Below are 15,278 nucleotides of genomic sequence, written 5' to 3' on the forward strand. Positions count from 1 at the left end.
ATAAAAGCCCCTTCTCTGTTCACTAGCAAAATCAGTCTTTTTGCACGGAACCGAAAATTTTGTCACCGGCATCACCCAGGCCCGGTACGATATAGCCATTTTCATTCAGGCCCTGATCCACAGAGGCAGTGAAAATTACCACATCCGGATGCGCTGCTTCTACACGCTGAATGCCTTCTGGCGCAGCCACCAGCACCATCACGCGAATATCTTTACAGCCGCTGGCTTTTAACACATCAATCGCCGCCACTAAAGATGAACCGGTGGCCAGCATTGGATCAATGATCATAGCAATACGGTTTTGTACATCCGGCACCAGTTTTTTATAGTAGGTACGTGCTTCCAGCGTTTCTTCATCACGCTCTAAGCCCAGTACAGACACTTTGGCGCTTGGAATCAGGTTCAGGAAACCATCCAGCATGCCAATACCAGCACGTAAAATTGGCACCACAGTAATTTTTTTACCGGCAATACGGTCTACCGTGACCGCACCATTCCAGCCGTCAATTTCATGCTCGACCATTGGCAAATCTTTGGTCGCCTCATAGGTCAACAGCATGGTCACTTCTTGCGCCAGCTCGCGGAAGTTTTTAGTGCTGATATCTGCACGACGCAGTAAACCAAGTTTATGACGAATGAGCGGATGACGAATTTCATGGATAGCCACGGGAGAACACCTAAAAGGTTAAGATAAAATTCCGTCTATTATAATCATTTTTTAACCCTGATAAAAACAAAAAAGCCCTCAAATATTGAGGGCTTTTTGCTAGACAATTCTCTTTTTCAAGATTATTGCTGAGACAGCATGAAGTGAATTGGAGATAAAATCTCGGCTTCAAGCGCCATCTGGATAATTGGATCCGGATAAACACCAATCACCAATACCGCCAGTGCAGCCAGCAGAACCATGATCCCGCCAACACGTTGACCCCAGTGATCGACTGCATCCATTTTTGGTGTTTCTGGCGGAGTCATATACATCACCACCATCACACGTAAATAGTAATACAGACCAATACCCGAACCGACAATAATCATCGCTGCCAGGAACCAGTGCTGGGTTGTTACCGCAGCCATGACAATCAGGAACTTACCAATAAAGCCTGCAGTCAGTGGAATACCGGCCAGAGACAGCATCATCACGGTTAATACAGCAGTCAGCACTGGACGACGCCAGAACAGACCACGGTATTCAGCCAGACTTTCTGCTTCTGAAGTGTTGTTATATGGACTCGACATTAACGCTACGGCACCGAAAGCACCAATCGTGGTTAATACATAGGTAATCACATAAACAGTCACATTACCCAAGCTGGCATAAGTCAGACTGATCAGACCAATCAGCAGATAACCGAAGTGTGCGATTGAAGAGTATGCCAGGACACGCTTCAAGTTCACTTGGCGTACCGCCAGGAAGTTACCGACCACAATCGACAGTACGGCAATAATGGTCAGCAGTGTAATAACTGATTCTTGCAGGATGGCACCTGAAGTCAGCAAGTAACGTACGAACAGACCAATGGTCGCCACTTTGGCAGCCGTTGCCAGGAAGGTCGCGATTGGTGCTGGTGCACCCGCATACACGTCTGGTGTCCATTTGTGGAATGGTGCCAAAGATAGTTTGAATGCAACCGCAAAGATAATTAAGGCAATACCTAAAATGACCAGTGGCTGGTGCAGGTTCTGCATAAGCGCCTGTACAGAGTCATAGAATGACAGTGAACCGGTGTAGGCATAAATATACGCCATACCCATCAGCAACATCGCAGATGCGGTTGCTGAAAGTACCAGGTATTTCACCCCTGCTTCTAAAGACTTCGAACGCTGATGTGTATAGGCCAACAAGCCATATACCGGAATTGACATCAATTCCAGGCTGATGAAGAATGAAGCATAGTGCGAGCTTGCCACCATGAGCATTGCGCCTGCAACTGAGGACAACATCAGGATGTACAGCTCTTCACGATTGTCTTTATAGCTTTCAATATAAGCATGTGACAAGGTACAGCAAGCCAGTGCAGCAACCAGGATCAGTAACTGATAAACCAGTGTGAACTGATCAATCATAAACATGCCCATGACATTCGCTGGTGCAAAAGCACCACCGAATAATGAGAGCAGAATATACGCTGCAGCAAGGTTTAAGCCCACTACAGATGCTGTCGCAATCAGGTTATGGTTACGCTTGATTGCGGTGAGAATCATCACGACGATCGCAGTTAAAGCCACGATCATCACAGGAGCTAATGGCATAAGCTCGGAAAATGACATTGTGAAGTTCATGACTTATTGGATCTCCACATTTTCGAGTTGAGTGCTTACCTGTTCGGTCACTTCAACTAGCTCTTGAACTGGAATGTAGCTGTTTGCTAACCACGCCATGCTTGAATTGGAAATATCAAGGAAGCTTTGTGGATACAGACCAAGCCATAACAGACCAACGGCACAAATTAACAGAATCACAATTTCACGCGCATCCAGATCTTTTAACGGATTGCTGTAATGCTGTTTTTGCTCTTCGTTTGGTGTACCAAATAATGCTTTGTGAATCAGGATCAGACCATAAAGACCTGCAAACACCAGACTCACTGCAGCAATGATTGTAAATACAGGGAACTGGTTGAATGAACCCATCAGAATCAGGAATTCACCAATAAAGTTACCCAGACCCGGGATACCGACCAATGCTGCCACGAAGAACATCAGGAAGAAGGCCAGATACGGGAATTGACCACGAATACCACCCATCAGACGCATGTCACGGGTATGCACACGTTCATAAACCTGACCACACATAATGAACAATGCAGCAGATGACAAGCCATGTGCCAGCATCATGATCATTAAGCCTTGGTAAGTCAGGATATTACCTGCGTAAATCGCCAGTAACACAAAGCCCATGTGCGAAATAGAGGTATAAGCCAACAGGCGTTTCATATCGGTTTGCTGGAAGGCACACCAAGCGCCGTAGAAAATACCAATTAAACCGAAAATAATCGCGATGTCTGCAAACTGTGCAGAAGCCGCCGGGAAGAATGGAATCACAAAACGGAGTAAACCGTACGCTGCAGTCTTAATCAAGATACCTGCAAGGTCAACAGAACCTGCTGTTGGTGCCTGTGCGTGGGCATCTGGTAACCAGCCGTGTAACGGGAAAACTGGAAGTTTTACCGCAAAGCCGATGAACATACAGATCATGAAGGCATAAGCCACTGCTGGTAACTGTGCATCAAGCGTATTCGCCACCGCTAACAGATAGTGGTAGTTGAACGAGATGGTACCTGACAGCATGTAACCGTAAATCACCAGACCCAGGATGCCGATCAGCATGATCAGACCTGCAACCTGTGTATAGATGAAGAACTTGGTTGCTGCGTAAACACGCGATTTACCATCTGCCCCTTTATGCCCCCAAAGCGCAATCAGGAAGTAGATTGGAACCAGCATCATCTCCCAGAAGAAGAAGAACAGGAACAGGTCAATCGCCAGGAATACACCAATTACGCCACCTAAAGACCATAATAGGTTCAGGTGGAAGAAGCCCACGTTCTTCTGGATTTCACCCCAAGAACAGCCGACGGCCAAAATACCCAGCAGCGCTGTCAGGCCAACCATGAGTAATGATAAGCCATCTACCGCCAGGTGAATGTTAATGCCCAGGGTTTGAATCCAAGGCAACTGGAATTGGGCAGCCCAGCTTGGAACCTGTGCACCCAATTCATATTGATACGTACCTGATTGCCATAACGCCAGGGTCAGACCCAGCGTTACCAGCATACCCACCAGCGCAATATAGCGCGGCAGTTTGTCGTCGAGCTTGTCGACGATCCAACAAATAAAACCTGCAATGAACGGAACGAGGATCAGTGCGGGTAAAATGATATTGTTTGGAGCTTCCATCTTATTTCCCCACGACCTGAGTCACGACCACGACCAGCAGTAAAACAACAACACCGAGGGCCATACTAGAGGCGTATTCGCGCAATGAACCGGTTTGACGTGAACTGGTAAAGCTGTTGCCTGCTTTAACAATTGCAGGAAGCACCAGCCACAAGCCATCAATCGGATCGCGACCTAAAATTTTAGCGATAAGCAGGTAAGGCTTCACGAATACGATGTCATACAACGCATCGAAACCAAGTGCATTACGGCAGATATTGGCCAGACCTGAACCCAGAGAAGTCTGAGCAAAGCCTTTCACGGCATTGTAAGCAAACGCAAACAGCACCACGCCAACAGCAAGACCTGCCAAAGCAACCCCAATCGCGATGTATTCAGCACCATGTGCACCGGCTTCAAGCGCTTCAGGAATAATGAAGGCTGGAATTCGTGCAGCATCCAGAATGCTCATGACTGGTGCTTTCAGCACAATCGCCAGACCCGTTGAAAGCACTGCCAGAATTGCCAGTGGAGCCCAGTAAGTAATGCCTTTGATTTCATGATAAGGCGTGTTTTCTTTGCCGAAGAATACTACCCAGATTAAACGGAAAGTATAAATAGACGTTAAGAACGCACCTGCAACACCCACCCAATACAGTGTATTGAAGACTGGTACGCCAGCTAAATGGCTTTGTGTCCACACCGCGGCCAGAATCGCATCTTTAGAGAAGAAGCCGATGGTCAGGAATGGAATGGCTGCCAAGGCACCGCCACCAATCGCGAAACATGCAAACAGGAATTTGTTCTTGTAGAACAGACCGCCCATCTTGAAGATGTTTTGTTCGTGATGGTAAGCCAGAATCACTGCACCTGAAGACAAGAATAATAATGCCTTGAAGAATGCGTGAGTCAGCATGTGGAACAAACCTGCCTGGTACGCTTCAGCACCCACGGCCATAAACATATAACCGAGCTGACTCATGGTTGAGTAAGCCAGAATACGTTTGATATCGGTTTGAACCAGCGCTGCAAAACCAGCCACCAGCAAGGTTACCGCACCGGTAATAGAAATGAAGATCATCACTTCTGGTGCAAGTTCAAATACGCTGAACATACGGCAGCATAGATAAACACCCGCAGTCACCATGGTTGCCGCGTGGATTAACGCAGATACTGGCGTCGGACCTGCCATCGCATCTGCCAACCAGGTTTGTAACGGGATTTGCGCAGATTTACCAGCAGCACCCAAGAACAACATTAAGGCAGTCCAGATGGTAATTGATGAGCTTTGGGTCATAACCGCAGCAGCATTCTCAACGATATACTGTGTATTCAGGGTACCGAACTGTTGGTACAGCAAGAACAGTGCAATCAGCAGGAATACGTCACCCACACGCGTTACGGTAAATGCTTTAATGGCAGCAAAACCGTTGGCCGGGTTCTGGTAGTAATAACCGATTAACAGGTAAGAACACAGACCTACACCTTCCCAACCCAGGAACAATAACGCCAGGTTATCGCCCAGTACCAGCAGTAACATGCTGGCCACGAACAGGTTGAAGTAAGAGAAGAAACGTGCGAAGTCTTCCTCACCACGCATATACCAAGATGCGAAGATATGAATCAGGAAACCAACACCGGTAATCATGCCCATCATCAGCAACGATAAGCCGTCAAGCTGCAAACTGATGCCTGGGGCAAAATCACCCACGCTAAACCACGTCCACAAATGCTGAACGTAAAGTTCTTTACCGTTATTGACAAAGTCAAGGCCAGCAATCAGGGCAAATAATGCCGATAGACCAACTGCCCCTACCCCGATAATCGCCGCAACTTTCTCAGGAAGATTGTGACGCCCTGCCGCTAATAAAATAAAACCGATTAGCGGGAACAAAATTGTTAAATATAAATAACTCATCCGCGCATCTCACTAGCAGCATCCACATCCAGGTGATGGAAGCGATGATAGAACTGAAGGACGATCGCAAGACCGATACACGCCTCTGCCGCAGCCAGCGTCAGAATCAAGATGAACATGATCTGGCCATCTGGTTGTACCCAGGCACTACCCGCCAGAACGAACGCAAGTGCTGCTGCGTTCATCATGATTTCAAGGCTCATTAAAATGAATAACAGGTTGCGTCGCACCATTACACCGTAAAAACCCAGTGCAAAAAGAATGGTTGCAACGATCAAACCATGTTCTAAAGGGATGTTGCCCATTATTGTTTTTCCTCTTCTGCACCTGGTTCACGTTTACCTAAGTGGAATGCTGCAACCAGGGCTGCTAGCAATAACATCGCGGCAACTTCAACCAATAATAAATAGTGAGTAAAGAGTGCTTGACCGACTTCTTTAGGACCAACAATTTCGGTTCCCATGACAGCTGGCGTGCTGGAGTAATCCGATGCAAGCATCCATACCAGAACCAGACCCATCAGGAAGCTCATTAATGCTGGATATGCCCATGCAGATGAGTTGAGCCATTTGCTCTCTTGTTCAACAGTTTGCTGACCCAAGTTCAACATCATCACCACGAACACGAATAACACCATGATCGCGCCGGCATACACAATAATTTCCAGGGCACCGGCAAACGGTGCACCCACAATCATGAACATCCCTGCAACTGCAAGTAATGACACGATCAAGCTCAGTAACGCATGTACTGGGTTCGTGTTGGTGACAACACGAACAGTAGAGATAATGGCCACGAGTGCCATCAAATAAAACGGCCACATCATGGTAATAGACTCCGTACATCAACAGGTGCACTTTCTTTTTGTGCTTGACCTTTGTCTTTACCTGTAACTGCCATACCGGTTACACGGTAGAAGTTATAGTCAGGATATTTACCCGGACCTGAAATCAGCAAGTGTTCTTTTTCATAGACCAGGTCCTGACGAACATATTCACCCAATTCAAAGTCTGGTGTCAGCTGAATTGCAGTTGTCGGGCAGGCTTCTTCACACATACCGCAGAAGATACAGCGAGAGAAGTTGATACGGAAAAATTCCGGATACCAACGACCATCTTCCTGCTCTGCTTTTTGCAGTGAAATACAACCCACTGGACATGCAACGGCACACAGGTTACAGGCAACGCAGCGCTCTTCGCCATCTGGGTCACGTGTAAGCACGATACGACCACGGAAACGCGGTGGTACGATTTCTTCGGCTGGCACTTCCGGATATAAAATGGTGTCACGTTTGCGGGTTGCGTGGCTGAACACCATCCACAACGAGCGCACGATTGACCCAAATCCAGCTAGAAACTTATACATTTTGTTCTCCCTGCCCTTACCACAAGATAACCGCGCCAGTAACCAGCAGGTTCACCAACGCTAATGGCAAGCAAATTTTCCAGCCAAAGTTCATTACCTGGTCATAACGTGGACGCATTAAAGAACCACGTGCCAGAACGAACATCATTACAAAGAATGCTGTTTTGATAATGAACCAGAATGCTGGAGGTAAGAAATCAAGTCCGAATGGCGCTAACCAGCCACCGAAGAATAACGTCACGATCAGCGCAGAGATCAGCACCACGTTGACGTATTCCGCAACGAAGAACATCCCCCATTTCATACCGCCGTATTCAACGTGATAACCTTCTGCCAATTCCTGTTCTGCTTCTGGTTGGTCAAACGGGTGACGGTGCGTTACCGCAACACCTGCAACCACGAAAATCAAGAAGCCCAAGAACTGAGGAATTACAAACCAGACATCTTGTTGTGCTTCTACAATTTCACGCATGTTGAATGAGCCGGCAATTGCCACCACACCCATCAGGGAAATACCCAGGAACACTTCATAAGAAATGGTTTGCGCTGCAGAACGTAGACCACCCAGCAATGCATATTTGTTATTTGATGACCAGCCACCAAACAGAACCGCATAGACTGCAATACCCGCCATTGCCATAAAGAACAGCAGGCCGATGCTCATGTCTGCCACACCTAAATACGGTGATACAGGAATAACCATGAACGACAGTACCGCAGTTGCCATTGCAACTGCAGGTGCCATACGGAAAGTCAGCTTGTCAGCGAATTTTGGTGTCCAGTCTTCTTTGAACATGATTTTCAGCATGTCGGCGACAATCTGGAACATACCGCCCGGACCTACACGGTTCGGACCATAACGGTCTTGCCATAAACCGAGCAGACGACGCTCGATAAATGACATTAATGCTGCAACCAGTACCACAACCAGCAAGATCACAATCGCTTGAATGACTGAATAGGCAATTGGCCAGTTCTCAGCCCAAAGCGGTGTTTGACGCATTAATTCTTGTTCCATGAATTATACTCCTACCGCGACTGACACAGGCTCAGCAAGAGATACCGTCGGTGCTAGACCAATTGGGTAACCAATATAACCTGTAGGTAAATATTCAATCACTTGAACTGGAAGAACAATTGAAGTCTCGCCTGCTTTCACAGTGATCTTCTGACCATCTTTCAGGTTCAAACGGCTTGCATCCTGTTCACCCACGGCAAACATGGCTTCAGGAATGCGTGATTCCATCGCTGGTGTTTTAATGGTGAATTCACCTGACGCAAAAATATGATGCATTGGCACCAAACGGAAGCTGTCCGGATTGGCCAATACAGGGCTTGGTGCTACGAAGCTACGTGCTGGACGTTTTGGTAAACGGTCGAATAAACGTACGCCTGAATCACCACCTTTTAAGTGACCGCCCACGTTGTCCTGGAATTTGTTCCAGGCCTGTGGCGAGTTCCAGCCTGCAGACCACGCAAATGGCACCAGTGCAGATGGCGTCTGATTACCGACATAACCTTCCATCGAGAAAGTTAATGCAGAATCGACATCGGTCGGCTGTTTTGGTTCGTGAATCGAAAGCGGTGCACGAATGGCAGTACGGCCTGAGTAACGACGTGGTTCACGTGCCACTTTCAGACCATGGACACGGAAGCCCGCATCTGGTGCAACGTCTAAAATACCTTCTAATGCAGGTACGTTTTTCGCTACAGACTCGATCACATCATCCAGCAAGGTCCATGAAATCGCTTTGCCTTTCATGCCAGTTTCAAGGGCATGTAACCAGCGCCAAGATTCTTTAATCGCCAGTTCCGGCTTGTAGTAGCTTGGGTCATACACTTGGTAGAAACGCTGTGCACGGCCTTCTTGCGATACCACAGTACCATCACCTTCAGCGAAGCTTGCTGCTGAAAGTACGATGTCTGCTTTCGCCACAGTCGCAGTTTCAGAGTGGTCCAGCACAATAATGTCTTTACCTGCAAGTGCAGCATCGACCTGAGCCGCTGGTAAACGACGGTAAAGGTCATTTTCCACCACAATCACAGTGTCATAGTCTTGTGCAAAGGCTTGCTCCAAGCTCTGACCACCAAAGATCGCCAAGCCCATTGAGTTCACTTCAGGAACAGTCAATGTTAAGCCTGCATTACCAAGGTTTTGAGCCACTTGAGCCGCAGCTTCCATGATGGCAGCGTCTTGTAAGCTTGTACCAGAGATGATTAAAGGCTTCTTCGCCGCTTTTAAGGTATCTGCGATGGTTTGCGCAAATGCTTTGGCATCGTCATCTAAACCGGTAATCACTTCGCCTTTTACGCCAGCTGCAATAGCAAAGCCTAAACGCGCGATGTCATTTGGAGATGCAACCACTTCACCAGTTGCTACATCTGCTAGACGGGTTTGTGTTGCAGCCAGAATGTAAATCGGAGATTTCGCATCTTGCGCAATACGTTGTACTGGTTCAGCCAGCCATTCTTGAGTACGACGCTCTGCCGCCATTTCTTTGGCTTTGTTTTTCGCCGCTTGACGAACAGATAAAGCCATACGTGGTGCAGTTTGTGTCAGGTCTTCACCCAGAATTAACACGGCGTCATAGCTTTCAATTTCACGCATACCCGGGTTGTAAACACCTTCGGTTTGCATGATTGATGCCGCCAGTTCCACCAGACTTTGCTCTTTTTGCGACATACCGGTTGAGTAGTTGTCCTGACCAACCAGTTCGCGCAGTGCAAAGTTCGATTCAAGTGATGCACGTGGCGAACCAATACCCAGCACTTTTTTGCCTTGAAGATTCTCAATCACGGTGTCTAATGCCTGATCGACAGACACAGTCGTGACATTTTGACCATCACGGAATTGTGGCTGACGCGGACGATCTTCACGGTTTACATAACCGGTACCGAAACGGCCTTTGTCACACAGGAAGTACTGGTTCACTTCACCGTTGAAACGGTTTTCTACACGACGCAGTTCACCATAACGCTCACCCGGAGAAATGTTACAGCCTGAAGAACAGCCTTGGCATACGCTTGGCGCATACTGCATGTCCCACTTACGGTTGTAGCGTGCAGAGTGAGTTTTGTCGGTGAATACACCTGTTGGGCAGACCTCAGTCAGGTTACCCGAGAATTCAGATTCTAAAGTCCCTGATTCTGGACGACCGAAGTACACACGTGATGCGTTGGCATATACGCCAAAGTCGGTACCACCAGCATAGTCTTTGTAGTAACGCACACAACGGTAACATGCGATACAGCGGTTCATCTCGTGCGCAATAAACGAACCCAGTTCCTGGTTGTAATGCGTACGCTTGGTGAAACGGTAACGACGACGGTCGTGTTGCGTCATTACAGTCATATCCTGTAAATGACAGTGACCACCTTCTTCACAGACCGGACAGTCGTGTGGGTGGTTGGTCATCAAGAATTCAACAACAGAAGCACGGAAATCTTTTGCTTCTTTGTCTTCAATCGAGATGTAGGTATTGTCAGCAGCAGGCGTCATACATGACATGACCAGACGACCACGCGTATCTTCAGGATTCGCGTATTGCGTCACAGCACATTGACGGCAAGAACCGACAGAACCTAAGGATGGATGCCAACAAAAATATGGGATGTCGATGCCAAGGCTTAAACAAGCTTGCAGCAAGTTTTCTGAGCCGTTGACTTCATACGATTTTCCATCGACATGAATTGTAGCCATAGTCGAATTCCTTAAGCTTGTTCTACGTTGCTGGTCTGAGCTGCGGCATTCACCACTTTCGCTTCAAACTCGCCACGGAAATATTTGAGTGCGCCCATTAACGGTTCCATCGCACCTGGTGCGTGTGCACAGAAAGTTTTACCAATCCAAAGCTTACGGGTCAGTTCCTGTAAGTGATCGATGTCTTCTTTCGTACCCGTACCATCTTCGAGTGCTTTCAGTGCCTTCACCGCCCACGGTAAACCATCACGGCAAGGTGTACACCAGCCACATGATTCACGCGCAAAGAATTCTTCTAAGTTACGGGTTGCTGAAACCATACATTGGGTTTCATCGACCACCATCAGCAGACAGGTACCTAAACGTGAACCCGCTTTCATGATGCTTTCTGCATCCATTGGCAGGTCAATGTGCTCAGCAGCCAGGAAGTCTGTTGATGCACCACCGGGTAACCATGCTTTCAGCTTCAGGCCGTCACGCATACCACCGGCATGTTCTTCAATCACTTCACGTGCAGTGGTACCAAAAGGCAGTTCCCAAAGACCCGGGAATTTCACCTTACCTGATGCACCGTAAATTTTCGTACCTGGATCTTTAGATTTACCCGCAGACAGGTTGATGTACCACTCAGGACCACGTAACAAAATAGCTGGCAAGTTGTTGTAGGTTTCTACGTTGTTGACAATCGTAGGACGACCCCACGCCCCTGCAACTTGCGGAAATGGCGGTTTGGTACGCGGATTGGCACGGCGACCTTCCAGCGAGTTAATCAGTGCAGTTTCTTCACCACAGATATAACGACCCGCGCCGGTGTGCACATACAGCTCGAAGTTCCAGCCAGAACCCAGGATGTTGTCACCCAGGTAACCTTTGGCACGAATCTGCTCAATTGCTTCATTTAAGTATTGTGCAGCTTCGATGTACTCGCCACGGATAAAGATATAGCCGTGAGTCGCTTCCAGTGTATAAGCTGCAATCAGCATGCCTTCAATCAATTGATGTGGAAGTTTTTCCATCAACAAACGGTCTTTGAAGGTACCCGGTTCCATTTCGTCGGCATTACAGATCAGGTAACGTGGACCTGAATTGTCATTTGGCGCCATCAGCGACCATTTGATGCCTGCCGGGAAGCCTGCACCACCACGACCTTTAACGGTTGCAGCTTTCACCACATCCAGCACTTCAGCCGGTGTCATGCTAATGGCTTTTTTGAAGCCGGCATAACCATCAAGCGCTTCGTAATCATCTGCATTACGAACATGCTCTTGTTTACTCAAACGCCAAGTTAATGGATGAGTTTCTGGGTTACCGTCGCCATAAATTGGTTTTGGTTCGGTATTCATACATACTTCTCCAATAACTGTTTAATTGATGTCACTTCAACCAGACCGTGAGTATCTTCATCAATCATTAACGTTGGACCTTTGTCACAGTTGCCCAGACAGCAGATTGGCAGCAAAGTGAAACGACCATCTGCAGTCGTTTGACCAAACTGAATACCAAGCTCGCGCTGGAACGCTTCTGCCAAAGTTTCCGCCCCCATCAAGAAGCACGCGATAGAGTCACACAAAAGAATAACGTGACGACCTACCGGTTGACGGTAAATACGGTTATAGAACGTTGCTACCCCTTCTAAATCAGCAACACTGATTGAAAGCAGTTGAGCAATCGCATTGAGCTGTGCGTCATCAATCCAGCCATTACGGCGTTGTACACACTTCAGCGCATCCAGAGATGCTGCACGTGGGTACGGATAGTGACCAATGTGATGTTCGATTTCGTGGATTTCATCCGCAGTTAAAATCCCTTCAACATTCACACGTGGCTTTTTATCAGTCAAAATCATCATAATGCGTTTACCCCTTAGCGATCCACGTCAGCCATTACGACATCAATTGTCGCTAAATAAATAATCAAGTCAGAGACCAGACTGCCGTTAATCACCGAAGGAATTTGCTGTAAGTGCGTGAAGGTTGGTGTACGGATACGGGTACGATAACTCATGGTTGACTTGTCTGAAGTCAAGTAGTAGTTCGACGCCCCTTTCACCACTTCTGCCATTACAGATGCTTCACCTGCCGGCATGACAGGACCCCAAGACACGCTCAAGAAGTGCGTAATCAGGGTTTCAATATCTTGTAATGTCTTGTCTTTTGGTGGTGGAACGGCCAGAGGATGATCCGCTTTATATGGACCAGATGGCATGTTATCCAAGCACTGCTTGATGATTTTTAAAGACTGTTCGATTTCGCGGTAGTGAACGATGACACGCGCATAGGCATCACCTTCGTACTCCACCGGCACTTCGAAGTCATAGTTTTCATAGCCGCTGTATGGACGGTATTTACGTACGTCAAAGTCGATACCTGTTGCACGTAAACCGGTACCTGTCACACCCCAGGCCAATGCAGATTTTGCATCGTACTGCGCTACATTGCGGGTACGGCCTTCAAACACCGAGTTTTTCAGCGCTGCAGTATGGTATTCTTTCAGACGTTTTGGCATCCACTCCAGAATCTCGCGGATCAGGTGCTGCCAGTTGTTTGGAAGGTCATGCGCGGTACCGCCAATACGGAACCAGGCTGGGTGCATACGGTAACCGGTGATCGCTTCAATCGCGTCATAAATCTTCTGACGGTCGGCGAACATATAGAATACTGGGGTCATACCGCCGGCATCCTGAATTGCTGTACCGATATAAAGCAAGTGGTTATTGATACGGAACAGTTCCGACATCATCACACGGATACATTGTGCACGCTCTGGCACCTGAATACCGGCCAGCTGCTCCACACCCATCACATACGGCATGTTTTGCGCACAACCACCGAGGTAGTCGACACGGTCGGTATACGGAATGAATGAGTGCCAGGTTTGACGCTCAGCCATTTTTTCCACACCACGGTGGTGGTAGCCGATGTCGGGTACACAGTCTTTTACTTCTTCACCATCCAGCTGCAAGATGACACGGAACGCACCGTGCGCAGATGGGTGGTTAGGACCTAAGTTCAGGAACATGAAGTCTTCGTCTTCGTTACCACGGGTCAGACCCCAGTCTTCCGGTACAAAACGCAAGTGTTCCTGTTCAAAATCCTGCTTGGCCTGGTTCTGCATATACGGGGTATATTCAGTGGCACGTGCAGAATATTCCTTGCGCAGCGGGTGACCTTCCCAATAGGTTGGCAGCAAGATACGACGGAGCATTGGATGCCCTTCGAAGTTAATGCCGAACATATCGTAAGCTTCACGCTCGTACCAGTTGGCATTTGGCCAGATATTGGTCGCAGTCGGAATATTCAGATCGTTCTCATTTAGCGCAACTTTGACACGGATATCGCTGTTACGTTCTAACGACAACAGGTGATAGAACACGGTAAAGTCAGATGCAGGCAATCCGTCGCGGTGCGTACGTAAACGCTCATCTACCGCAGACAGGTCAAACAGCATCACGTATGGACGTGACACTGTACGCAAGAACATCAAGACTTCTTGTACGCGTGCGCGCTCAACCCAGACCGTTGGAAAATCTTCAAAAGTCGTTTGCACATAGAAGTTCTCACCAAATTTGGTTTTGAGCTCTTCTACAATTGCAAATGCTGGGCGGGAATCAACTGCTGTTGATTCTGGCATAGCAATGTCAGTTTCAGCCATTGGCTTGGCTTCCTATTTAATACAAATTCAGTCAACCTAAACGACAACTACACCCATAACGGGTGCACCACGATTTTGTCGCTTAAATTATTTAATTTCATCCATAGAGCGCAGGTTTTTCACCGCAATACGCTGTGCTTGCTTACGGTCACGTTCTGGCATCATCTTTGGCTTATACACTGGCTTAAGATCATCACCAATCACCGCAGACAGCGGACGGCGCTCTAATTGAATTTGGTCTTGCAACAACATTAATGCCTGAATTAAGGCTTCAGGACGTGGTGGGCAACCTGGGATATACACATCGACAGGAATGATTTTATCCACACCTTGTACAACCGAATAAATATCGTACATACCGCCTGAGTTTGCACATGCACCCATTGAGATGACCCATTTTGGCTCAAGCATTTGCTCGTACAAACGCTGGATTACTGGGGCCATTTTCACGAAACAGGTACCGGCGACAATCATGAGGTCGGCCTGACGAGGTGAAGCACGAATAACCTCGGCACCAAAACGTGACAAGTCATGCACGCCGGTTAAAGTCGTTGCATACTCTACGTAGCAGCAAGATGTACCAAAGTTAAACGGCCAAACTGAGTTCTTACGCCCCCAGTTTACTGCTGTATGTGCCAAGTCTTCTAAACGAGTCATGAACACATTTTTATTCACTTCTTCTTCAAGCGGATCGGTAACGATCTGGCGCTCCTGAAGTGGATATTGATCAGCATCCGGATTCGCACGGGTTAAGGTATATTTCAT

General features: G+C 47.8%; 13 protein-coding genes. All 13 read right to left on the reverse strand.

The window, feature by feature from the left end; all coding sequences use genetic code 11:
- Nucleotides 1-31: 31 nt before the first annotated feature.
- The 13 genes from upp to FTT68_RS05530 all read right to left on the reverse strand — a co-directional run bounded on the left by upp (nucleotide 32) and on the right by FTT68_RS05530 (nucleotide 15,278).
- Nucleotides 32-667, reverse strand: a complete 636-nt coding sequence (upp, locus tag FTT68_RS05470; RefSeq protein ID WP_045796291.1) for a uracil phosphoribosyltransferase — start codon at nucleotides 665-667, stop codon at nucleotides 32-34.
- Nucleotides 668-789: 122 nt separating this feature from the next.
- A complete protein-coding gene (nuoN, locus tag FTT68_RS05475) occupies nucleotides 790-2,283 on the reverse strand; it encodes an NADH-quinone oxidoreductase subunit NuoN (RefSeq protein WP_005179615.1) in 1,494 nt (497 codons plus the stop codon).
- A 3-nt stretch (nucleotides 2,284-2,286) separates the two neighbouring features.
- A complete protein-coding gene (gene nuoM / locus FTT68_RS05480; RefSeq protein ID WP_104491474.1) occupies nucleotides 2,287-3,900 on the reverse strand; it encodes an NADH-quinone oxidoreductase subunit M in 1,614 nt (537 codons plus the stop codon).
- A gap of 1 nt (nucleotide 3,901) precedes the next feature.
- Nucleotides 3,902-5,797 carry an NADH-quinone oxidoreductase subunit L gene (gene nuoL, locus FTT68_RS05485; protein WP_104487499.1) on the reverse strand — a complete coding sequence of 632 codons (1,896 nt, stop codon included), beginning with the start codon at nucleotides 5,795-5,797 and terminating at the stop codon, nucleotides 3,902-3,904.
- The gene (gene nuoK, locus FTT68_RS05490; protein ID WP_005179622.1) at nucleotides 5,794-6,102 is read right to left on the reverse strand and encodes an NADH-quinone oxidoreductase subunit NuoK; all 309 of its coding nucleotides are present in this window, start codon (nucleotides 6,100-6,102) and stop codon (nucleotides 5,794-5,796) included. The genes nuoL and nuoK overlap by 4 nt, the downstream gene beginning before the upstream one ends.
- Nucleotides 6,102-6,620 (reverse strand): NADH-quinone oxidoreductase subunit J, encoded by a 519-nt coding sequence (gene nuoJ, locus FTT68_RS05495; protein WP_171065113.1) that lies wholly within the window; start codon nucleotides 6,618-6,620, stop codon nucleotides 6,102-6,104. Before nuoJ ends, nuoK begins: the two co-directional genes overlap by 1 nt.
- Nucleotides 6,620-7,162 (reverse strand): NADH-quinone oxidoreductase subunit NuoI, encoded by a 543-nt coding sequence (gene nuoI / locus FTT68_RS05500; protein WP_005179629.1) that lies wholly within the window; start codon nucleotides 7,160-7,162, stop codon nucleotides 6,620-6,622. Before nuoI ends, nuoJ begins: the two co-directional genes overlap by 1 nt.
- A gap of 16 nt (nucleotides 7,163-7,178) precedes the next feature.
- Nucleotides 7,179-8,180, reverse strand: a complete 1,002-nt coding sequence (nuoH, locus tag FTT68_RS05505; RefSeq protein WP_005179637.1) for an NADH-quinone oxidoreductase subunit NuoH — start codon at nucleotides 8,178-8,180, stop codon at nucleotides 7,179-7,181.
- 3 nt (nucleotides 8,181-8,183) lie between these two features.
- Complete coding sequence (gene nuoG, locus FTT68_RS05510) at nucleotides 8,184-10,862, reverse strand: NADH-quinone oxidoreductase subunit NuoG (RefSeq protein WP_005179641.1); 2,679 nt, start codon at nucleotides 10,860-10,862, stop codon at nucleotides 8,184-8,186.
- Nucleotides 10,863-10,873: 11 nt separating this feature from the next.
- Nucleotides 10,874-12,205 (reverse strand): NADH-quinone oxidoreductase subunit NuoF, encoded by a 1,332-nt coding sequence (gene nuoF, locus FTT68_RS05515; RefSeq protein WP_005179643.1) that lies wholly within the window; start codon nucleotides 12,203-12,205, stop codon nucleotides 10,874-10,876.
- Complete coding sequence (gene nuoE / locus FTT68_RS05520) at nucleotides 12,202-12,711, reverse strand: NADH-quinone oxidoreductase subunit NuoE (protein WP_005179645.1); 510 nt, start codon at nucleotides 12,709-12,711, stop codon at nucleotides 12,202-12,204. The genes nuoF and nuoE overlap by 4 nt, the downstream gene beginning before the upstream one ends.
- Nucleotides 12,712-12,725: 14 nt before the next feature.
- Nucleotides 12,726-14,513 carry an NADH-quinone oxidoreductase subunit C/D gene (gene nuoC / locus FTT68_RS05525; protein ID WP_005179647.1) on the reverse strand — a complete coding sequence of 596 codons (1,788 nt, stop codon included), beginning with the start codon at nucleotides 14,511-14,513 and terminating at the stop codon, nucleotides 12,726-12,728.
- 87 nt (nucleotides 14,514-14,600) lie between these two features.
- On the reverse strand, nucleotides 14,601-15,278 hold the full coding sequence (locus FTT68_RS05530; RefSeq protein ID WP_005179652.1) for an NADH-quinone oxidoreductase subunit B family protein: 678 nt from the start codon (nucleotides 15,276-15,278) through the stop codon (nucleotides 14,601-14,603).

This window comes from Acinetobacter sp. Q85-2, assembly GCF_013420555.1.
Taxonomy (GTDB): Bacteria; Pseudomonadota; Gammaproteobacteria; order Pseudomonadales; family Moraxellaceae; genus Acinetobacter; species Acinetobacter indicus.